Origin of the sequence: Streptomyces sp. DSM 40868, assembly GCF_011820545.1 — a bacterium.
In the GTDB taxonomy this organism is placed as follows: Bacteria; Actinomycetota; Actinomycetes; order Streptomycetales; family Streptomycetaceae; genus Streptomyces; species Streptomyces eurythermus.
The window spans coordinates 1,846,233-1,866,377 of the sequence record NZ_CP050504.1 but is presented as its reverse complement, the minus strand read 5'-3'; the positions used below and the strand labels follow the sequence as shown (position 1 = coordinate 1,866,377).

General features: G+C 74.4%; 19 protein-coding genes. 10 read left to right on the top strand and 9 right to left on the bottom strand.

What is annotated here, in order from left to right; all coding sequences use genetic code 11:
* Window positions 1-334: 334 nt before the first annotated feature.
* Complete coding sequence (locus HB370_RS08320; RefSeq protein ID WP_030793296.1) at window positions 335-1,129, top strand: polyprenol monophosphomannose synthase; 795 nt, start codon at window positions 335-337, stop codon at window positions 1,127-1,129.
* A 70-nt stretch (window positions 1,130-1,199) separates the two neighbouring features.
* On the top strand, window positions 1,200-1,757 hold the full coding sequence (gene fxsA / locus HB370_RS08315; protein WP_030793300.1) for an FxsA family membrane protein: 558 nt from the start codon (window positions 1,200-1,202) through the stop codon (window positions 1,755-1,757).
* Between the two features lie 108 nt (window positions 1,758-1,865).
* On the opposite strand, the gene HB370_RS08310 is transcribed toward fxsA, so the two are convergent.
* The 3 genes from HB370_RS08310 to HB370_RS08300 all read right to left on the bottom strand — a co-directional run bounded on the left by HB370_RS08310 (window position 1,866) and on the right by HB370_RS08300 (window position 4,139).
* Complete coding sequence (locus HB370_RS08310; RefSeq protein ID WP_003977404.1) at window positions 1,866-2,240, bottom strand: RNA polymerase-binding protein RbpA; 375 nt, start codon at window positions 2,238-2,240, stop codon at window positions 1,866-1,868.
* Between the two features lie 325 nt (window positions 2,241-2,565).
* Window positions 2,566-3,336 (bottom strand): glycerophosphodiester phosphodiesterase, encoded by a 771-nt coding sequence (locus HB370_RS08305; protein WP_030793303.1) that lies wholly within the window; start codon window positions 3,334-3,336, stop codon window positions 2,566-2,568.
* Between the two features lie 2 nt (window positions 3,337-3,338).
* Window positions 3,339-4,139: a hypothetical protein gene (locus HB370_RS08300; protein ID WP_244405474.1), complete on the bottom strand. Its 801-nt coding sequence runs from the start codon at window positions 4,137-4,139 to the stop codon at window positions 3,339-3,341.
* A gap of 64 nt (window positions 4,140-4,203) precedes the next feature.
* Here HB370_RS08300 and HB370_RS08295 point away from each other — a divergent pair, with 64 nt between their 5' ends.
* Window positions 4,204-5,709 carry a PLP-dependent aminotransferase family protein gene (locus HB370_RS08295; protein ID WP_030793308.1) on the top strand — a complete coding sequence of 502 codons (1,506 nt, stop codon included), beginning with the start codon at window positions 4,204-4,206 and terminating at the stop codon, window positions 5,707-5,709.
* 96 nt (window positions 5,710-5,805) lie between these two features.
* Here the strand turns inward: HB370_RS08295 and HB370_RS08290 are convergent, their stop codons facing one another.
* Both HB370_RS08290 and HB370_RS08285 read right to left on the bottom strand, forming a co-directional pair.
* On the bottom strand, window positions 5,806-7,416 hold the full coding sequence (locus HB370_RS08290; RefSeq protein ID WP_030793311.1) for a membrane protein: 1,611 nt from the start codon (window positions 7,414-7,416) through the stop codon (window positions 5,806-5,808).
* A 40-nt stretch (window positions 7,417-7,456) separates the two neighbouring features.
* Entirely contained in the window at window positions 7,457-7,651 is a 195-nt protein-coding gene (locus HB370_RS08285; protein WP_030620070.1) for a hypothetical protein, read from the bottom strand.
* Between the two features lie 302 nt (window positions 7,652-7,953).
* Here HB370_RS08285 and HB370_RS08280 point away from each other — a divergent pair, with 302 nt between their 5' ends.
* From HB370_RS08280 to HB370_RS08265, 4 genes are all read left to right on the top strand, one after another.
* The gene (locus HB370_RS08280; protein WP_030793314.1) at window positions 7,954-8,346 is read left to right on the top strand and encodes an ankyrin repeat domain-containing protein; all 393 of its coding nucleotides are present in this window, start codon (window positions 7,954-7,956) and stop codon (window positions 8,344-8,346) included.
* A 299-nt stretch (window positions 8,347-8,645) separates the two neighbouring features.
* On the top strand, window positions 8,646-10,064 hold the full coding sequence (locus HB370_RS08275) for a hypothetical protein (RefSeq protein ID WP_030793317.1): 1,419 nt from the start codon (window positions 8,646-8,648) through the stop codon (window positions 10,062-10,064).
* 242 nt (window positions 10,065-10,306) lie between these two features.
* Window positions 10,307-11,434, top strand: a complete 1,128-nt coding sequence (locus HB370_RS08270; RefSeq protein WP_030793320.1) for a glycosyltransferase family 1 protein — start codon at window positions 10,307-10,309, stop codon at window positions 11,432-11,434.
* Window positions 11,431-12,609: a glycosyltransferase gene (locus HB370_RS08265; protein WP_030793323.1), complete on the top strand. Its 1,179-nt coding sequence runs from the start codon at window positions 11,431-11,433 to the stop codon at window positions 12,607-12,609. Before HB370_RS08270 ends, HB370_RS08265 begins: the two co-directional genes overlap by 4 nt.
* A gap of 189 nt (window positions 12,610-12,798) precedes the next feature.
* Here HB370_RS08265 and HB370_RS08260 read toward each other — a convergent pair whose 3' ends face one another.
* From HB370_RS08260 to HB370_RS08245, 4 genes are all read right to left on the bottom strand, one after another.
* Complete coding sequence (locus tag HB370_RS08260) at window positions 12,799-13,668, bottom strand: biotin-dependent carboxyltransferase family protein (RefSeq protein WP_030793326.1); 870 nt, start codon at window positions 13,666-13,668, stop codon at window positions 12,799-12,801.
* Window positions 13,669-13,870: 202 nt separating this feature from the next.
* Complete coding sequence (locus tag HB370_RS08255; protein ID WP_030793329.1) at window positions 13,871-14,488, bottom strand: allophanate hydrolase subunit 1; 618 nt, start codon at window positions 14,486-14,488, stop codon at window positions 13,871-13,873.
* Window positions 14,485-15,243: a 5-oxoprolinase subunit PxpA gene (locus tag HB370_RS08250; protein WP_030793330.1), complete on the bottom strand. Its 759-nt coding sequence runs from the start codon at window positions 15,241-15,243 to the stop codon at window positions 14,485-14,487. Before HB370_RS08250 ends, HB370_RS08255 begins: the two co-directional genes overlap by 4 nt.
* 115 nt (window positions 15,244-15,358) lie before the next feature.
* Window positions 15,359-16,681 carry an MFS transporter gene (locus tag HB370_RS08245; RefSeq protein WP_030793332.1) on the bottom strand — a complete coding sequence of 441 codons (1,323 nt, stop codon included), beginning with the start codon at window positions 16,679-16,681 and terminating at the stop codon, window positions 15,359-15,361.
* A gap of 126 nt (window positions 16,682-16,807) precedes the next feature.
* Here HB370_RS08245 and HB370_RS08240 point away from each other — a divergent pair, with 126 nt between their 5' ends.
* The 3 genes from HB370_RS08240 (at window position 16,808) to HB370_RS08230 (ending at window position 20,070) form a co-directional block, all read left to right on the top strand.
* Window positions 16,808-17,515 carry a GntR family transcriptional regulator gene (locus HB370_RS08240; protein WP_030793334.1) on the top strand — a complete coding sequence of 236 codons (708 nt, stop codon included), beginning with the start codon at window positions 16,808-16,810 and terminating at the stop codon, window positions 17,513-17,515.
* Between the two features lie 115 nt (window positions 17,516-17,630).
* Window positions 17,631-19,160, top strand: coding sequence for a hypothetical protein (locus tag HB370_RS08235; RefSeq protein WP_030793342.1), 1,530 nt, complete (start codon window positions 17,631-17,633; stop codon window positions 19,158-19,160).
* A gap of 31 nt (window positions 19,161-19,191) precedes the next feature.
* Window positions 19,192-20,070, top strand: coding sequence for a hypothetical protein (locus HB370_RS08230; RefSeq protein WP_030793345.1), 879 nt, complete (start codon window positions 19,192-19,194; stop codon window positions 20,068-20,070).
* The last annotated feature ends 75 nt before the right edge of the window (window positions 20,071-20,145 follow it).

Here is a 20,145-nt window from a genome sequence, read left to right as displayed (position 1 = left end):
CACCGGGGCACCGTCACTGGGAGCCAGGCTCAGCGCCCGCGCCGGCGAGGGAACGCCCCGGACGGCCGGCCGGTGTGACCCGGGTGGGGCCCGGGCGCTCCCTAGACAACGGCTTTCGGTAGATCCGCAGCCAGCGGGTCCCAGGTCGGCCCGAAGGGCGCCGGGCCCCCATCCGCCGTGGCGCGTTCCGTTCGGCGGGCGGCGGGAAGGCGCCGAAAACCATCACTCCTACCCCGTTCCCGGGGAAACGACACCAGAAGATGCCTGCGCCATCGCGTCATCCCAGGCGGCGGCCACTATGGTGGACCCTTGCGTACGACATGAAGGGGCAGCAGTGAACGACGGCGACGGGGCTCTCGCGGCCACAGCCCAGGGACGGCAGTTCGGTCCGCTCGGCACGGCCTTGGTGATCATTCCGACCTACAACGAGGCGGAGAACATCAAGACCATCGTGGGCCGGGTACGCGGCGCCGTTCCCGAGGCGCACGTACTCATCGCGGACGACAACAGCCCCGACGGCACCGGCAAGCTCGCCGACGAACTCGCCGCCGCCGACGACCACGTCCACGTGCTGCACCGCAAGGGCAAGGAGGGCCTCGGCGCCGCCTACCTCGCGGGCTTCCGCTGGGGCCTGGAGCGGGACTACGGCGTGCTGATCGAGATGGACGCCGACGGCTCCCACCAGCCCGAGGAGCTGCCCCGGCTGCTCACCGCCCTCAAGGGCGCCGACCTGGTCCTCGGCTCCCGCTGGGTGCCCGGCGGCCGGGTGGTGAACTGGCCGAAGTCCCGTGAGTTCCTCTCACGGGGCGGCTCCACCTACTCGCGTCTCATGCTCGACGTGCCGATCCGGGACGTGACGGGCGGCTTCCGGGCCTTCCGCCGCGAGACCCTGGAGGGCCTGGGTCTCGGCGAGGTCGCCTCGCAGGGCTACTGCTTCCAGGTCGACCTGGCCCGCCGCGCGGTGAAGGCCGGCTATCACGTCGTCGAGGTCCCCATCACCTTCGTCGAGCGCGAGCTGGGCGACTCCAAGATGAGCCGGGACATCGTGGTCGAGGCGCTGTGGCGGGTCACCTCCTGGGGCGTCGGGGACCGCATCGGCCGGTTCACCGGCAAGGACAAGCGCGCTTAGCACACCGGTCACGGCCACGGCCGGTCACTCCCTTATCCGGTGCTGAGCCGCGTCCAGGCACACTGGGAACATGACGACTGGCGCTCCGACCTCCCCGTACACCGCCCGCCGCCGGCGCTCGCGGCTGCGCAGGTATCTGCCGCTCGGCCTCGCCGCCTGGCTGGTGCTGGAGATCTGGCTGCTGACCCTGGTCGCGGGCGCGGCGGGCGGGCTCACCGTGTTCCTGCTCCTCGTCGCGGGCCTGGTGGCCGGCTCCGTGGTCATCAAGCGGGCGGGCCGCCGCGCCTTCGCGAGCCTGAACGAGGCCGTGCGCCAGGGCGGCTCGCCGGCCCGTGGCGGCGGCAACGGCCTGACGATGCTCGGCGGTCTGCTGCTGATGATCCCGGGCCTGGTCTCGGACGCGGCGGGCCTGCTCCTGCTGCTCCCGCCCGTCCAGCGGGCGGTCGGCCGCCTCGCCGAGAACGCCCTGGAGCGGAGCCTGCGCCGGGTCGCACCGGGCAGCCTGGGGGACGTGTTCCAGCAGGCCCGCATGCACCGGCCCGACGGGAAGGTGGTACCGGGCGAGGTCATCAGGGACGACGCGCCGGACGACGCCCCGCGGGGGCCCCGTCCGCCGCTGACGCGCTGAGCGGTCCCCCACGCGGGGACGCATACGACGGCGGGCGCCGTACATGGAAACCATGTACGGCGCCCGCCGTCGTATGCGTCGCGCTGTATCGGCCGAGGCCGCGCGGGACTAGGCGCTCTTGCGGCTGTCCCGGGGGTGCACCGCGATGTTCATCGCGCCCGAACGCAGCACCGCCAGACGCTCCTCGAGGACCTCTTCGAGCTCCTCGCGGGTGCGCCGCTCCATCAGCATGTCCCAATGGGTACGCGCGGGCTTGGCCTTCTTCTCCTCAGGGCCGTCGCCGTCCACCAGGAGTGCCTGGGCACCGCAGACCTTGCACTCCCACTCCGGCGGGATCTCCGCCTCCACAGAGAAGGGCATCTCGAAGCGGTGCCCCTTCTCACATGCGTACTCCACGGCCTGGCGCGGAGCCAGGTCGATGCCGCGGTCCGTCTCGTAGCTGGTCACCACGAGGCGTGTACCGCGAAGAGCTCGCTCACTCATGAATCGTGCCTCCCGGGCTTGTCGCCCACAGGACAGGTGTCGCTGTCGTCGTCATCCGGTCAACGTCCGGTCGGCGGTAAAGATTCCCGTTCCGGGTCATGCGTCGCCGTCGTAGCCGCCCCTTGTTCTACCCACAGGCGCCCGGTTTGTCACATCTGCTAGCAGATGTCACCCAGCGTTTCGGCATCTTTGACGCGCAGTAACGGTACGCCTGGCAGGCCAAACGCGTACACTACCGCTCTTTCACGCCGAGTGCGAAATCGCTTCCGGAGCCACCGGCGCCGGCACCTCCTCGCGGAGGCCGGGAAGAAGGCGTCGCGGCCGGTCAGACCCAGACGCCGCGCTCCTCCATGACCTCGCGCAAGGTGCCGATGTGATCCGTCATGATGCCATCCACCCCGAGGTCCAGCAGCCGGTGCATCCGCTCCGGCTCGTTGACCGTCCACACGTGCACCTGGAGTCCGCGCGCATGGGCGGCACGGACGAAGCGGTGGTCGGCGACCGGCACGCCCCACTGGGATTCGGGCACCTGTGCGGCCACGGCCGACCGGCGCACCGCGGCCGGCAGGCCCCAGGAGCGCAGCCGCAGGCCCAGTACGCCGCGCGTGCCGAACGAGGTGGCGAGCCGGGGCCCGGCCAGCCGCTGCGCGCGCAGCACCCGCGCCTCGGAGAAGGAGCCCACGCAGATCCGGTCCCACGCGTTCGCCCGCTCGACCAGCTCCAGCAGGGGGCGCAGCGCCGGCTCCGCCTTGACGTCGACGTTCCAGCGCACCCCGGGAAAGGTCTCCAGCAGCTCCTCGAACAGCGGCACCGGTTCCCGGCCCGCCACGCGCGCGTGCCGTATCTCCGCCCACGGCAGGTCGGCGATCCGGCCCGCGCCGTCGGTGACCCGGTCCAGCGTGGCGTCGTGGAAGGCGACCAGCCGGCCGTCCGCCGTGGCGTGCACATCGGTCTCGATGTACCGGTAGCCCAGCTCCACCGCCCGCCCGAACTGCGCCACGGTGTTCTCCAGACCGTCGGCCGCGCCGCCCCGGTGGGCGAAGGCGATCGGCCCGGGGTGGGCGAGGTACGGATGGCGCGGGGCGGGCGTCGTCAAGGTCACGGACGCAGTATCGCCCGCTCGGGTGTCCCGCCGGCGACGACCGTGCTGCCCGCCGGTACCGGCGGGACGGCGAACCCGCGCAGGAACACCTGCGCCAGCGGGCCGATGGACACGGCGTACAGCACGGTGCCCACCCCGATGGTGCCGCCGAGGAGGAACCCGGTGATCACCACCGCGACCTCCACCGCCGTCCGCGTCAGCCGGATCGACCGGCCGGTGCGCCGGTGCAGTCCGGTCATCAGCCCGTCGCGCGGGCCCGGGCCGAAGCGCGCCGCGATGTAGAGGCCGGTCGCCATGCCGTTGAGGACGATGCCGGCGAGGAGCAGGGGCACGCGCAGGGCGAGGGAGCGGACGTCCGGGAGCAGCGCGAGGGTGCCGTCCATCGCCAGGCCGACCACGAAGACGTTGGACACCGTGCCCAGCCCGGGCCGCTGCCGCAGCGGGACCCACAGCAGCAGCACCGCCGCGCCCACGATGATCGACAGGACCCCGATGCTGAGCCCGGTCAGTTCCGCGAGCCCCTGGTGCAGCACGTTCCACGGCTCCAGGCCCAGCCCGGCCGCCACGAGCAGCGCGGAACTCGCGCCGTAGAGCGCGAGCCCCGCGTACAGCTGGACCAGGCGCCGGCCGAGCCGCCGGCCGGACCCGGGTATGCCGGTGGTGGACGCGGATGGTCCGGTGGCGGGTGCCGGTGTTCCGACGGCGGACGCGGACGTTCCGGTGGTGGACGCGTCGGACGCGGAGCCGGTGGTGGACATGGAAGTACCCCCCTGGGTGGTGGCGGTGGCCTGGCACATGTCACTCTGTGGCTTGGTAATCCTCGCCATCCATGGCCAATCCGGGGAAGGTGGACTGATCTTCATGGCGCAGTGGACCTCGGCGGTGGGGGCCGCGCAGCTGGCGCGGCTCCTCACCTCCCAGCAGGACCGTCCGGCCGGCCCCGGCACCCGCCGTCCCCCCGCCTACCGCGCCCTCGCCGACGGCATCCGGCTGCTCGTCCTGGAGGGCCGCGTCCCGGTGGCCGCGCGCCTGCCCGCGGAACGCGAGCTCGCCCTCGCCCTCGCCGTCAGCCGGACCACTGTCGCGGCGGCCTACGAGGCGCTGCGCGGGGAGGGCTTCCTGGAGTCCCGGCGCGGGGCCGGCAGCTGGACCGCCGTACCGGCCGGCAACCCGATCCCCGCGCGCGGCCTGGAACCGCTGCCCCCGGAGGCCCTCGGTTCGATGATCGACCTGGGCTGCGCCTCGCTCCCGGCGCCCGAGCCGTGGCTCACCCGGGCCGTGCAGGGCGCCCTGGAGGAACTGCCGCCGTACGCCCACACCCACGGCGACTACCCGGCCGGGCTGCCCGCGCTGCGCTCGATGATCGCCGAGCGCTACACCGCGCGCGGCATCCCCACCATGCCGGAGCAGATCATGGTGACGACCGGCGCCATGGGCGCCATCGACGCGATCTGCCATCTTTTCGGGGGGCGCGGCGAGCGCATCGCCGTCGAGTCGCCGTCCTACGCCAATATCCTCCAGCTGATGCGCGAGGCGGGCGCCCGGCTGGTCCCGGTCGCGATGGCCGAGGGACTGTCCGGCTGGGACATGGACCGCTGGCGCCAGGTCCTGCGCGAGGCCGCGCCGCGCATCGCCTACGTGGTCGCCGACTTCCACAACCCCACCGGGGCGCTCGCCGACGAGGACCAGCGGCGCCGGCTGGTGGACGCGGCGCGCTCGGCCGGTACCGTGCTCGTCGCCGACGAGACGATGAGCGAGCTGTGGCTCGACGAGGACGTCCGGGACGGCATGCCCCGGCCGGTGTGCGGCTTCGACCCGGCCGGCTCCACGGTGATCACGGTCGGCTCGGCCAGCAAGGCGTTCTGGGCGGGCATGCGCATCGGCTGGGTGCGCGCGGCGCCGGACGTGATCCGCAGCCTGGTCGCCGCGCGGGCGTACGCCGACCTGGGCACGCCGGTGCTGGAGCAGCTGGCCGTGAACTGGCTCTTCAGCACGGGCGGCTGGGAGCAGGCGGTCGAGCTGCGCCGGGCGCAGGCCCGGGAGAACCGGGACGCCCTGGTGGCGGCGGTGCGCCGGGAGCTGCCCGACTGGGAGTTCGAGGTGCCGCGCGGCGGGCTGACCCTCTGGGTCCGGGCCGGCGGCCTGTCCGGCTCCCGCCTCGCGGAGATGGGCGAGCGCACGGGGGTCCGGGTCCCGTCCGGGCCGCGCTTCGGCGTCGACGGCGCGTTCGAGGGCTATCTGCGGCTTCCGTTCACCGTCGGGGGAGCGGTGGCGGACGAGGCGGCCTCCCGACTGGCCGCCGCGGCCCGCCTGGTGGAGTCGGGCGCGACGGGGGCGACGGAGTCGCCGCGCACGTTCGTGGCCTAGCCGGGCGGGGCGCGCCGCGGGCGCGGGTGCGGGTTCGCGAGCGAGTGTGACCGTCCAGTTGCTCACGCCCTTGCGAGCGCCCGGGTGCCGGCCCGCTCAGGACTCCGCCGCCACGGCCTTTGCCGTCACCGGTGTCTTCTCCGGTGCCGGTTTCGCCAGGTCCGCCGGCTCGGCCCCCACGGTGGCGGCCCGGGTGGGCAGCAGCTCCAGCACCGCCTGCCGGTCGGCGTCGCTCGTGGCGTCGTCGTAGGGGTCGGGCGTGCGCGGGACTTGGAGCCGGTGCACCGGGCCGGAGCCCAGCCGGGCGTAGCCGCGCCCGGGCGGCACCCGCGTCGGCGGTGTCGTGTGCGGCGCCGCGCCGAGCACCGCCTCCACCTGCTGCGGCGCGGTGGCCCCCAGCACGACACGCGCGCGCGTGTGCTGCCGTACCGCGTCGCCGAGCGTCTCCGCGCTGTCGAACTGCTCGGCGACGACCACCGTCACGTTCGCCGCGCGGCCGTGCCGCAGCGGCACCTGGAGCAGCGCCTGCGGGTCCCCCCGCCCGTCGGCCGCCGCGAGGTGCGTGAAGACGGCGGGCCGGTCCAGCAGGATCCACAGCGGGCGCCGGGTGTCCGCGGGCGGCGGGTCGCCGGCCTGCCGGGCCAGGTTGACCGCGATGAGCCGCCGCTCGGTCTCCCGCGCGGCCCACTCCAGGCTGGCCAGCGCCCCGGCGAGCGCGCACTCCACGGCCAGTACGCCGTCCCGGCCGGTCAGGCAGGCGTACTCGCCGGTGCCGCCGCCGTCGACGATCAGCACATCGCCGTGGCGCAGGGCCTGAAGAGCGATGGAGCGCAGCAGGGTGGACGTGCCGCTGCCGGGGTGGCCGACGGCCAGCAGGTGCGGCTCGGTGGAGCGGATGCCGGTGCGCCAGACGACCGGCGGTACGTCGATCCGTTCCTCTCCATAGGAGAGGGGAAGCGTGCGCTGGACCTCGCTGGGGTCGGTGTAGCCGAGGACGGTCTCGCCGGGCGCGGTGACGAAGGGCTGGGCGGGGATGTCGGCGGGCAGCGGGGCGAGGACGGTCACGGTGAGTCGGTTGCCCTCCTCGTCCCAGTCGAAGTGGTACTCGCGGCTCCGTCCGGCCTTGGCGGTGAGCAGTTGCTCGACCCGCGCGCGGGCCTCGGGCTCGCCGTCCGGGAAGTAGGCGGGGTAGCGGATCGCCAGGTGGCCGACGCGCCCGGCGTCGTCGAACTCGTAGGCGGTGAAGGCCCTCTCCCACTCCCCGCCGTGCGCGTACAGAGGCGCGGGGTCCGCCGGAGCGGAGAAGTACGGCACCAGGGCGTCGTAGAGCGCCTTGAGGCGTTCGGTCTGGGAGGCGTCGGGGCCCGCGGGGGCGGAGGGGGTGCGGTCGCGGCCCTGCCAGGCCGCCGCCGCCATCACCGTGACGACGGCGAGCAGCGGCCCGTACGGCATCAGGGCCACGACCATGATCGCGGAGGCCGCGAGGAACAGCAGCGGCCCGCGTCTGTCCTTGGGCGTGTCCGCCCACCTGCGACGGCCGGCCGAGGCCAGCACACGCAGCCCGCGCGTGACGGTGATCAGCGGATGAAGGATGTCGGTGGCGCTGTCGGCCGCCGTCCGGGCCAGCTCCCTGCTCCGGGCGAGCTGCATCCGCGCGAGCTGGGCGCTGTCCTTGCTCAGAATGCGGGGGAGAGGGCGCCGGGCCACTGCTGACTCCTGATCGTGCGTGCGGGCGGTACGGGCGGGGTCAGAACTTGATGCCGCCCAGGAGGCTGGCCAGGCTCTCTCCTCCGGCTTTGATGCTCGGGGCGATGCCTGTGGTCGACAGGTAGAAACCGAACAGGGCCGACACCGTGGCGTGCGAGCCCTTCAGGCCGTCCTTGCGGAAGAACAGGAAGACGACGATGCCGAGCAGCAGCACGCCTGAGAGGGAGAGGATCATTTGTGGCCTCCTGGTGTCGAAGGTGGGGGACAGTCACCATGAGTTCTTCCAGGATCACAGGATGTATCCATACGATTAAAGGTGCAACTGGGTGAAAAACGGTGTTTTTCGCTCGCCCGGAGGAAGCGGTTGCGGCCCGGTTGACCAGTGCTGTTGCCTGCTACGGGGCCCGTCGGTGATCTTTACCTCGGGCACATCGGGTCATGTGCCCCGAGAGCCAGTACGCTGGCGATTCACTCGTACGAAGCAGTCCCCGCATCAGCGAAGCAGTCCCTCAATCAGCATGGAGAGGCGGTCCGGCCATGAGTGAAGCCCCCGACCCCGAGGTCGTGGAGCTGGCGACCAAGATCTTCGATCTGGCCCGGCAGGGGCAGACCGAGGCGCTCGTGGCGTATGTCGACGCGGGCGTCCCCGCCAACCTCACCAACGACCGCGGCGACTCCCTGGTGATGCTCGCCGCCTACCACGGACACGCCGACGCGGTACGCGCGCTGCTGGCCCGCGGCGCCGCCGCCGACCAGATCAACGACCGGGGCCAGACCCCGCTCGCGGGCGCCGTCTTCAAGGGCGAGACCGATGTGATCAAGGCCCTCCTGGAGGGCGGGGCCGACCCCGCCAAGGGCACGCCGTCGGCCGTCGACACGGCCCGGATGTTCGGCAAGGCGGAACTGCTGGAACTGTTCGGCGAGCGCTGAACCGAGTATCCGACCAGCAACGACACGGAAAACGGGGGAGGCGGTACGGGGCCGCCGGAAATACGGTCGCGGCAGCACACAGCGCGGGTCATCATGACGACGTGATTCACGGACGCGATGGCTGGGCAGGTGTTGCCGCACCGCGCGGGCCGTGATGCGGTCCGCATGGGCCACCGACGAGAGGCAGAGAGAGATGGTCTACAGCAAGCAGGAAACGGCGGACGCTCCGACGTTGTGTCGCGCGGCCAGGTAACGCGTGTTCACCGGTTGCGTCGACGCTTGATGTGAGGCTGTTTCCCATGTTCGATCCGGTCATAGCGCCCAGCGGCACCCTGCTCGGGCTGCTCCAGCGCGGCCGTGGCGACGGCACGCTGCACGCGCTGACGGCCCCGCGCGCCGAAGCGCTCGCGGCCCTGAACCACTGTGTGCTGCGCGACCCCCGCCACGACTGGCAGGTGGAGAACCGCTCCCTCTACTACGCCCGGCTCTACCTCGACCTGAACGGCGGACTCGACGCCGTGGAGGCGCACCTCTTCGACGCCGAGGACGTGCTCGACACCGACGAGTCCCGCACCGGCCTGGCCCTCGCCGTCCTCGGCCACCTCGCCTCCTACGGCCGGCGGGACGCCCTCGACCTGTTGCGCAGGTACGCCGCGCACGGCTCCAACTGGGCCTGGGCCCTGGACGAGCTGGCCCTGCGGGACGACGACGCGGGCCTGCGTGCCCTCGCCGCCCCCGTCCTGGCCCGCTTCGCCACCGACCCCGAGGGCGAGGCGGAACTGGCCGCCGCCGTGCGCGACGCCTTCGAACCGCGGCCCTGGCGGCTGTGGGCCGAGGACCCGCGCCCGTCGATCGCCGCACGCGTGCGTGCCGCTCAGGAAGCCGGTTGTTTCGACCGCTGGCAGCGGCAGCTGCGCCCCACCGGCCCCCGGCCCGGCTGGAGCGTACGTGCCGTCTTCGAGTGGGCCCAGCAGGGCATGGAGCGCGGTGCCGCCCTCCATGTGCCCGCCGCCCGCTGTCTGGTCGCCGTGGCCGGCCCCGAGGACCGGCCGGAGATCCTCCGAGCCGCCAGGAACGGCGTCGACGGAGCCCGCTGCACCGCCCTGCGCTACCTCGCCGACAGCGACGACCCCGACGTCCTCGACCTCATCGAGGCCGCGGTCGCCGACGGAACGGCGGTCGTCGTGGAAGCCGCCGTCGACGCCTTCGAACGGATGCGCAGCGTCGCGGCCGTGGACCGCGCGCGCGGCTGGGCCCGGCGCCACGACGCGCTCGGCGCCGCCGCCGGCCGCATCCTCGCCTGCCGCGGCGGTGCCCGCGACCGCGACCTCGTCCTCGCCGCACTGCGCCAGGCCGTACGCGGCGAGGGGCCCGACGCGCCCACCCTGTGGACCCTCGTCGACGGCGCCGGACGCCTCGGCATCGGCTGCGCGGCCCCCGTCCTGCGGCACGTCTACCGCGAGACGGCCTCCTCCCACCTGCGGGGCCGCGCCGCCCGCGCACTGGCCGCGACCGACCCCTCCTTCGCCGCCGGCTTCGCCGTCGAGTGCCTGTGGGACTGCGAGGAGACCACCCGCGAACTCGCCGCCCGGCACGCCGAGACCGGTGACACCCGGGTCGTGGAGCGCCTGCGCCGACTGGCCGCCGACCCGGCCGAGGAGGCCGAGGTACAGACCGCCGTACGCAGCCGCATCGGGCCCGACACCGCCCTCGGCTGACCCCGCTCGCACTCCCGGCAGGGGCGGACGACCGCCCGGCGGGTGAACTCCGGATGACCCGTGGGCCAGGCCGCCGTGACAGCCGTTCGACCTGCGGGGGGCGGAGCGTCGGGCGGGCTGCCCGGGCCGTGGGGCGGGCGGCCGTGAGGGGTGCGGGCGGGCCGCCCAACGCTCATGGGACGTTCCCCGCGCGGAAAGATCGAAGTTGACGTGGGCACGTCCGGTGCGGCGACAACACCCGTATGCGTGTCGTCATCGTGACCGAATCCTTTCCCCCCGATGTGAACGGCGTGGCCCACTGCGCGCTCCAGACCGCCCGGCACCTCGTAGACCGCGGTCACCACCCGCTCGTCGTCGCCCCCGCCCCGGCGCCCGGCACCGGCCCGGACCCGGACGCCCCCTGCCCGGTCGTCCGGGTGCCCTCCCTGCCGCTCCCCGGCTACCCCCAGGTCCGCGTCGCCCTGCCCAGCCGGCGCCTCGCCGCCGCCCTCGTCGCGCACCGCCCCGACGTGGTCCATCTGGCCGGTCCCTTCGTCCTCGGCGTGCGGGGCATGGCCGCGGCGGCCCGGCTCGGCATCCCCGCCGTCGCCGTCTACCAGACCGACCTGGCCGGATACGCCCGCATCTACATGGGCGCCGGAGAGGCCGCGGCCTGGCGGCGGATCCGCTCCGTGCACGCCGCCGCCGACCGCACCCTCGCCCCCTCCAGCGCCGCGCGGAACGACCTGGAGGAGCACGGCGTACCGCGGGTGGCGCTGTGGCCGCGCGGCGTGGACACCGTACGGTTCCGGCCGGACCGCCGTGACGAGGCGCTGCGCCGCGCACTCGCCCCGCACGGGGAACGGATCGTCGGCTACGTCGGCCGGCTCGCGCCCGAGAAGCACGTCGAACTCCTCGCCGGGGTCTGCGGGCTGCCCGGCGTGCGCGTCGTGGTCGTGGGTGACGGACCCAGCCGGGGACAGCTCGCCGAGGCCCTGCCCGGCGCCGTCTTCCTGGGCCGGCGCACCGGCGACGAACTGGCCCGGATCTTCGCCTCGCTGGACCTGTTCGTGCACACCGGCCCCTTCGAGACCTTCTGCCAGACCGTCCAGGAGGCCATGGCCAGCGGGGTGCCGGTCGTCGCGCCCGCCGCCGGCGGCCCGCTCGACCTGGTCGCCCACGGCCGCACCGGCCTGCTCGTCCCGCCGCACGACGCCGACGCGGTCCGGGAGGCCGTCCGCGCCCTGGCCGCCGGCCCCGCGCGGCGGGCCGCCTACGGCGCCGCCGCCCGCGCGAGCGTCGAGGGCCGCACCTGGGCCGCCGTCGGCGACCAGCTGCTCGACCACTACGACGAGGTCCTCGCGGCCCGCCGGACGGCGGTGGCGGCATGACCGGACCCTCCCTGCGCATCGTCCGCCTCGCCAACTTCGTCACCCCGGCCTCCGGCGGCCTGCGCACCGCCCTGCGCGAACTCGGCAAGGGCTACCTGGCCGCCGGCCACGAACCCGTCCTGATCGTGCCCGGCGAACGGCACACCGACCGCGACACCGAGCAGGGCCGGGTCATCACCCTGCCCGGCCCGCCCCTGCCCGGCACCGGCGGCTACCGGGTCCTCACCGGCCGGCGGCGGATGGCCGCCCTCCTGACCGAGCTGGCCCCGGACCGCCTGGAGGTCTCCGACCGGACCACCCTGCGCTGGACCGGCCGCTGGGCCCGACGCGCGCGCGTGCCCGCCGTGATGGTCTCCCACGAGACCGCCGACGGCGTCCTGCGCACCTGGGGCCTGCCCGAACCGCTCGCCCGGCGCGCCGCCGACTCCCTCAACACCCGTACCGCGCACGTCTACTCACGGGTGGTGTGCACCACCGGCTTCGCCGAGCGCGAGTTCGTCCGCGTCGGCGCGCGCAACGTCGTACGCGCCCCCCTGGGCGTCGACCTGATGGAACGCCATCCCGCGCTGCGCGACCCCGGGCTGCGGGCCCGCCACGCGCGCGTGGACGAGACACTGCTCGTCATGGTCTCCCGGCTGTCCGTGGAGAAGCGGCCCGGCACGGCCCTGGACGCCCTGGAGGTGCTGCTGCGACGCGGCCGGCGGGCGGTCCTCGTGGTCGCCGGGGACGGGCCGCTGCGGGACCGGCTGGAGCGGCACGCCCGCGCCCGTGGGCTCCCGGTGACCTTCCTCGGGCACGTGTCCGACCGGGCCGCCCTCGGCGCGCTCCAGGCGTCCGCCGACGTGTGCCTCGCGCCGGGGCCCGCCGAGACCTTCGGCCTGGCCGCGCTGGAGGCCATGGCGTGCGGCACGCCCGTGGTGGCGAGCGCCCTCTCCGCGCTGCCCGAGGTCATCGGCTCCGCCGGGGCCACCGCGGCCGGCGGCCCGGAGACGTTCGCCGACGCCGTGGAACTGCTCCTGGCACGCGCCGAACCCGGGCGGCGGGAAGCGGCACGCGCGCGTGCGGAGTGCTTCGGCTGGGGAGCGGCCGTGGAGGCGTTCCTCGCGGCCCACGACGCGGCGCAGATGCCGCGCCGCGCCGACGCCCGGTCCGCGATGCCGGAGGGCGTGGGATGACAGCCGGCGCCTCGGTGCCGCTCGGGCCGGGGCAAGGCTTCAGGGCGCCCGCTCGTCCGGCAGGTCCCGGGGCCGGTCGGTGGCGCTCCGGTGCGCCACCCCGGGTGGGAGACCCCCGACGAGGGCAGCCGGACCGCATGGTTCCCGCGATGCCGTTCCGGCCGTTGTGCCGGAAGGGGGCAGCGGAGGTCAGCGGCGGCGTACCGGGACGAACCTGACCGGCGTGCCCGGCGGTGCCTGCGCGGCGGCCGGCAGGTCGGCGGCGCGCACCACCGCGATCACCGGGTAGCCCCCCGTGGTCGGGTGGTCCGCGAGGAAGACCACCGGACGCCCGTCCGGCGGCACCTGGACCGCACCGAGCACCATCCCCTCGCTGGGCAGCTCCCCGGGCCGGGCCCGCTCCAGCGCCGGCCCCTCGGTGCGCAGACCGATGCGGTTGCTCGCCGGGGAAACCCGGTACGCGCGCGTGGTGAGATCCCGGACCGCGCCCGCCGTGAACCAGTCGTCGCGCGGCCCCAGGGTCACCCGGAGCACCAGCTCGGCGGGCGGACGCGGCTGCGGGGCGCCGTCCACGCGCGCGGGAGGGCCGGCCGGGGTGCCCAGCGGCAGCACCGTGCCGTCCGTGAGCGGGGCCGGGCCCAGGCCGGACAGCAGATCGGTGGCGCGGCTGCCCAGGACCGGCTCCACGGCGATGCCGCCGGACACGGCCACGTAACCGCGTACTCCGGCCGTGGCCGCGCCCACCTCCAGCAGCTCGCCCGCCGGCACCACCACCGGGGCGCCCCACGCGGCCGGGCGACCGCCCACCGACACCGGGCCCGGCGCGCCGCCGACCGCGACCGTCACCGTGGCACGCGGGCGCAGCGCGCAGCCGCTGAGCGTGGTCTCCAGGACGGCGGCGTCCGGCGGGTTGCCGACGAGCCGGTTCACCAGCGCCGCCGCCGGCGGATCGAGCGCCCCGGAGCGGGGCACGCCGAGATGCGCGTACCCCGGCCGCCCCAGGTCCTGCACGGTCGTCAACGCCCCGGCGCGCACCACGACGATCACCCGGTCGCTCACCCGCCGACCTCCCCGGACGGGGCCACGGGGACGGCCGTGGCGGACGCCGGTACACCGGTGCGGACTGCCCGCGTGACGGCCGCACACGCCGGTACACCCACGGTGCCTGCCCGCGTGGTGGCCATATGTGCCCCGACGGCGTCCTCGCGCGCGTGCGCGACGGCCGTCCGCCGCCCCTGCCCCGCCTCCCCCGGCGCGCCCGTCACGCGTCCCCCAGCGGTACGAACCGCACCCGCGCCCCCGGGGTCAGCAGCGCGGCCGGGGTGCGCGTGTGGTCCCAGAGCACCGCGTCCGTCGTGCCGATCAGCTGCCAGCCGCCGGGGGAGGAGCGCGGGTACACCCCCGTGTACGGCCCGGCGAGCGCGACGGCGCCCGCGGGGACCGCCGTGCGCGGGGTGGCGCGGCGCGGGACGGCGTAGCGGTCCGGCAGGCCGGTGAGATAGCCGAAGCCCGGGGCGAAGCCGCAGAAGGCCACCGTGAACTCGGTACCGGCGTGGATGCGGGCCGCCTCCCGCTCGGTCACCCCCCAGTGCCCGGCGACCACCGCGAGGTCCGGGCCGTCGTAGCGCACGGGCAGTTCGATCAGCTCGCGCGCGCGGGAGGGCGCCTGCGGTACCCGCGAGGTGGTCAGTTCCGCCGCCCAGCGGTCCGGGTCGGCCAGCCCGTCGAGCAGGACCGTACGGGCCGCGGGAACGATCTCCCGCACGGTGAGCGCGCCCTCCGCGCGGCGGCGCAGCAGCACCGCGTGCAGGGCCTGCGCCTCCTCTCCGGACGACACCTCCACGAGGAGCGCGTCGTCGCCCACGGGAAGCGCCCTCACGCGAACGCCTCCACCCGCACGCCCGCCGCCACCAGCCGCTCGCGCACCCGGCGGGCCAGACCCACCGCGCCGGGCGTGTCGCCGTGCAGGCACAGTGACCGGGCGCGCACCAGGATCCGCGCGCCGGAGTGCGCGATGACCGCGCCGGAGCGTGCCAAGCTCACCGAGCGCTCCACGACCGTGTCCGGGTCGGTCACCACGGCGCCCTCCAGGCCGCGCGGCACCAGCGTGCCCTCGTCGGTGTACGCGCGGTCCGCGAAGGCCTCCGGAACGGCCGGCAGCCCCGCCTCGGCGGCCAGCTCCAGCAACCGCGAGCCGGGCAGGCCCAGCACCGGCAGCGAGGGGTCCGCGAGCCGCACCCCGTCGATCACCGCGCCGGCCTGCTCGGCGTCGTGCACCACCCGGTTGTAGAGCGCGCCGTGCGGCTTGACGTACGCCACGCGCGCCCCCGCCGCCCGGGCGAACACCTCCAGGGCGCCGATCTGGTAGGCCACCTCGGCCGCCAGCTCGGCGGGCGGCACGTCCATCGCGCGCCGCCCGAAGCCGGCCAGGTCCCGGTAGGAGACCTGCGCGCCGATCGTCACGCCGCGCTCGGCCGCCAGCTCGCACACCCGGCGCATGGTGGCCGCGTCCCCCGCGTGGAAGCCGCAGGCCACGTTGGCGCTGGTGACGACGGACAACAGCGCTTCGTCGTCGGTCAGCCGCCAGCGCCCGAAGCCCTCGCCGAGGTCGGCGTTCAGATCGATCGCGGTCATGGTGTTCTCGTGTCTCCGATGTCTCGTCCCGTGCGGGCCGCCCGTCCGGCCGTTCCGTCCGGCGGTCGCCCGCGGTGGTTGTCGTAAGGCCGGCGGTCCGGCCGGCCCGCGCGCCTCAGGCCAGCTCCCTCCCGCGGGTCTCCGGCAGCCCCAGCAGGGCCAGCGCGGCGATGCCGTAGCCGATCGCGCCGAAGACCAGCGCGCCCCCGACGCCCCAGCTGTCCGCGAGGAACCCGACCACGGTCGGGAACACCGCGCCCACCGCACGGCCCGTGTTGTACGTGAAGCCCTGCCCGGTGCCGCGCACCGCCGTCGGGTACAGCTCGCTCAGGTAGGAGCCGAAACCGCTGAAGATGGCCGACATGCAGAAGCCGAGCGGGAAGCCGAGCACCAGCAACAGGGTGTCGGCGCCGTGCGGGATGTTCCCGTACGCCAGGATGCACAGCGCCGACAGCAGCGCGAACAGCCAGATGTTGTTCCGCCGGCCCAGCCGGTCGGTCAGCACCCCGCCGGTCAGGTAGCCGAGGAACGCGCCGGAGATCAGGAAGGCCAGATAGCCGCCGGTGTCCACCACCGACAGACCGCGTTCCGACTTCAGGTACGTCGGCACCCAGGTCGCCAGCGTGTAGTAGCCGCCCTGTACGCCCGTCGACAGCAGGCTCGCCAGCAGGGTGGTGCGCAGCAGGCCCGGCACTCCGTCCCGGCCGGGGCGGAAGACGGCCGCGAAGGAGCCGCGCCCCGGCTCCTGTTCGCGGGCGGCCGTCGCCGTGGGAGCGTCGTGCACCCGGCGGCGCAGCCACACCACGAGCAGCGCCGGCAGCGCCCCGGTCCAGAACATCACCCGCCAGGCCAGGTCCTCGTCGACGAAGGAGAAGACCAGCGTGTAGACCACCGCCGCCAGCCCCCAGCCGACCGCCCAGGAACTCTGGACCGCGCCGAGCGTACGGCCCCGGTGGCGCGCGCCCGCGTACTCGGCGACCAGGATCGCCCCGACCGCCCACTCGCCGCCGAAGCCGAGGCCCTGCAGGGCACGGAAGACCAGCAGCGTCTCGTAGGTGGGCGCGAAACCGCAGGCGACGGTGAACACGGCGTACGTGGTCACCGTGATCATCAGTGCCCGGACCCGGCCGACCCGGTCCGCGACCACGCCGGCCACGGCGCCGCCGACCGCCGAGACCACCAGCGTCACCGTGGTGAACAGGCCGGTCTGGCCGCTGTCGAGGCCGAAGTACGCCGCGAGCGCCACCATGCTCAGCGGCAGGGTGAAGTAGTCGTAGGAATCCAGGGCGTATCCGCCGAAAGCTCCGGCGAACGCGCGCCGGCCGCGCGGGCCGAGGGCGCGCAGCCAGCCGAACGCGCCGTCCTCGTCGGTCCGTTCACCTCGCGCCGGCCGCACGTCGGCGGAGGGGCCGGGCCGGGGCGGTGGGGTCGTGCTCATGGGCACCTCGCAGAAGGGGACGGAGGGTGCTGGGAAGTGAGCCGTGCCGAGCACCGTAGAGGATTGTTCAACGATCCCTCAATACCCATGTTGTTTCGTTCCGATGTCTGCGCTTGAATTCCGGGCATGGCAGAGCAGCTGACGGGACTGGCCGGCGACCGTGTCCTCCTGGGCCGTACCAGTACCGCGGAGCGGGTCTCCGACATCCTCAGGAGCCGCATAGCCGAGGGCTACTTCCCGCCCGGCACCCGGCTGTCGGAGGACAGCATCGGCGGGGCCCTCGGCGTCTCCCGCAACACCCTGCGCGAGGCGTTCCGGCTGCTCACCCACGAACGGCTGCTGATCCACGAACTCAACCGGGGCGTCTTCGTCAGGGTCCTGACGGTCGAGGACGTGGAGGACATCTACCGCACGCGCGCGCTGGTTGAGTGCGCCGTCGTCCGCGGCCTCGGCGCGCCGCCGTACCGGCTCGGCGCATTGGTCGCGGCGGTCGAGGAAGGGCACACGGCCGCTACGGAGAACGACTGGAAAGGCGTGGGTACGGCCAACATCCACTTCCACCGGGAACTGGTCGCCCTGGCCGGCAGCGAACGCACCGACGAGCTGATGCGCAGCGTCTTCGCCGAGCTGCGCCTGGCCTTCCACGTGGTGGACGACCCGCGCCGGCTGCACGAGCCCTACCTCGCCCGCAACGCCGGGATCCTGCGGGCGCTCCAGGCCGGGGACACGAGAGGCGCGGAACGGCTCCTGGAGACGTACCTCGCGGACTCCCTGGAACGGGTCGTCGAGGTCTACCGGCGCCGCGTGGGCGAGGAGGCGGCCGGCCCCTCGTGAACCTACGCGACCGGCCCCGCTCGAACCGCGCGGTAGGCTCTCTTCCGCTTCTGTGACGGCCGTCGCTTCTGAGCCGTTTGGGTCGATGTCAGACCCAGGACCTAGTCTGTGCACCGTGACTTCGCCTGCATCGACGGACAGTGTTCCGCCCCAGCTCAGCGCGGGGCCGCGCCCGGCGCAGGGCCCGGCCGCCGACGAGGGGCTGGCGCGTCGGCTGCGCGCGCTCGCCTGCACCGCGCCGCTGCACGACCTGGACGCGCGCAAGGCCAACCTGGCCGGTGAGTACTCGGTGTACGGGATGGCCGAGGTGGCCCTGGCCGCCATCGACCTGGTCACGCTGAACATGGACTTCGACACGGGCGCCGACCACGAACAGGTCGTCGCCCGGCTGGTCCCGCGCATCGCCGCCCAGGCACCGCACCGGCCCGCCGCCGAACACGAGCGCGTGGCCCGCTGGGTCCTGGAGAACCTGATCAACGTCGGCAGCGTGGACCGCGGCTTCCGCGCGGTCTACGGCACCTTCGCGCCGGACGGCACCTATGTCCGCCGCGACTACGACTTCAAGCTGATCGAGGAGGTCCCCGGCCCCGGCGGCACGGTGTACCTGCGCACCACGGACGAGGCGGTCAACGTCCTGGTCGGCGCCCTCGACACGGACGTCACCAGCGCCCAGATCGCCGCCGAGGTCAAGCTCGAGGTGCTGATCAGCCGCGGCCGGCTCGCCGACGCCCAGCTCGCCGCCGAACAGGCCCGCTACCGCACGGTGCAGTACTCCGAGACCCTGCGCCGCGCCCTGGACGCCACCCGGCGCAACGTCCGCGCGGTCGACTGGCTGAACACCGTCCCCGACATGATCGCCGAGGCCCTGGACCACGTGGCCGAGCGCTACCGCCACGAGAACGCCATCCTCACCAACATCCGCAAGGCCCGCGACGAGACCGAGGAACCCGAGCACAAGCGCCGCGCCGCCGAACTGGTCGACATCGTCAAGGACTGCATCCGGCGCCACACCCAGCTCCAGTCCCGCCTGCTGGAGGCCGGGCCGCTGTTCCGCGCCGAACAGGACCGGCAGGCCTTCGCCACCCCGGCGGCGACGTCCGGGATAGACCTCTACGGCCATCTGGTCGCCCCTGTGCTGCCGTTGCCGTTGCAGGAGGCCATCCGGGTCACCGACGCCTTCTTCGCGCGCGGCACCGGACTGCGCACACCGGTGTCCGTCCGGGTCGGCGACCTCGTCGACATCCTGCTGACCCCGCCGGTGGAACGGGAGCACCTGGGCGCGGAGATGCCCGAGCCCGACCTGATCGCCACGCCCGACGACAGCCGGTTCAGCGAGGAACAGCTCGCCGCGGCGACGGAACTGCTGGACCTGCCGCCGGACGCGCCCAGAAGACTGTCCGGGCTGCTCGCCGAGGCCCGCCGCACCGGCGACCCCGACCTCGCCTACCTGGTGGCGCTGCTGGCGGTCCACGCGGCCAGCCCCGCCGTCGGCACCGCCTACCGGCAGGGCGAGGAGAAGCTGCTGTTCGCCGTGGACGACGGGACCGAGCTGGACGATCCCGAATTCGGCGGGGCCGACCTCATCGTGGGCACGGCCCTGCTGGACGCCGCCGGGATGGCGGCCGACCGGACCGAAGCAGCATGACCGAGCACCACCGCGACAAGGAGCCCAACCCGTGACCGAGCACGTCGAGTGGAGCGAGGCGGACACACCCGCCCCGCCGGCGTCCACCGCCGTCACCCCCGCCGACGCCGCCGACGCGGCGCGGCTCGTCGCCTTCGGGCTCCAGCCCAAGCTGGCGCCCGCCCGCGACCAGGAGTACACCGAACTGCTGCGCCGCTACCGCGAGGACCCGGCCTTCGCCCGGCTCGCCGACGCCGTCGCCGCCGGACTCGGACTCGTCGTGCTGGAGGTGTCCCCGCGCGCGGGCATGGCCGTCACCGCCGCCGAGGACTCGGTCTTCGCCGTCCGCATGGGCGACTACGCGCGCCGCGCCGCCGCCGACTCCGGTGACCGCTTCCTGCACGGCCTCGCCCATCTCGCCGTCGCCGCGCTGGCGTTCCCGCGCCCCGAGGACCTCGCCGACGACTCCTACATCGGCCGGGTCACCGTCAACGGCGTCGACGCCTTCGTCCGGCAGGCCTGCCGCCGCCTGGAGGAGCGCGCCGAGGAGCGCGGCGAGAACACCGACCCGGCCACCGACGCCCCCGGCCTGGAGGCCGCCTGGCGGATCTGGGCCCGGCGCAGCGCCACCGGCGCCACCAAGGACGCCCGCCGCCCCGCCGCCTCCACCACCGGCATCGTCGCCAAGGCCCTGGCCTTCCTCACCGACTCCGGCTTCCTGCAGCGCACCGGCGACGACAACGGCGGCACCTACCGCACCACCGCCCGCTACCAGCTCCAGGTCCGCGACATGGCCGGCAACGCCGCCCTGGCCGAACTGTCCGAGCTGGGCGTCGTACCGGTCACCGACGGCACGGCCACCCTGCTGCCCGCCGAGGACACCGACGACCTGGACCTGGTGGCCGACGCCGGACTGCCGTTCCACTCCTGATCCCCCGCGCGGCACGAACCCCGAACGTCCCCGCACCGCGAGAACCCTGCCCCCCTCCACCGCAAGAACACTGAC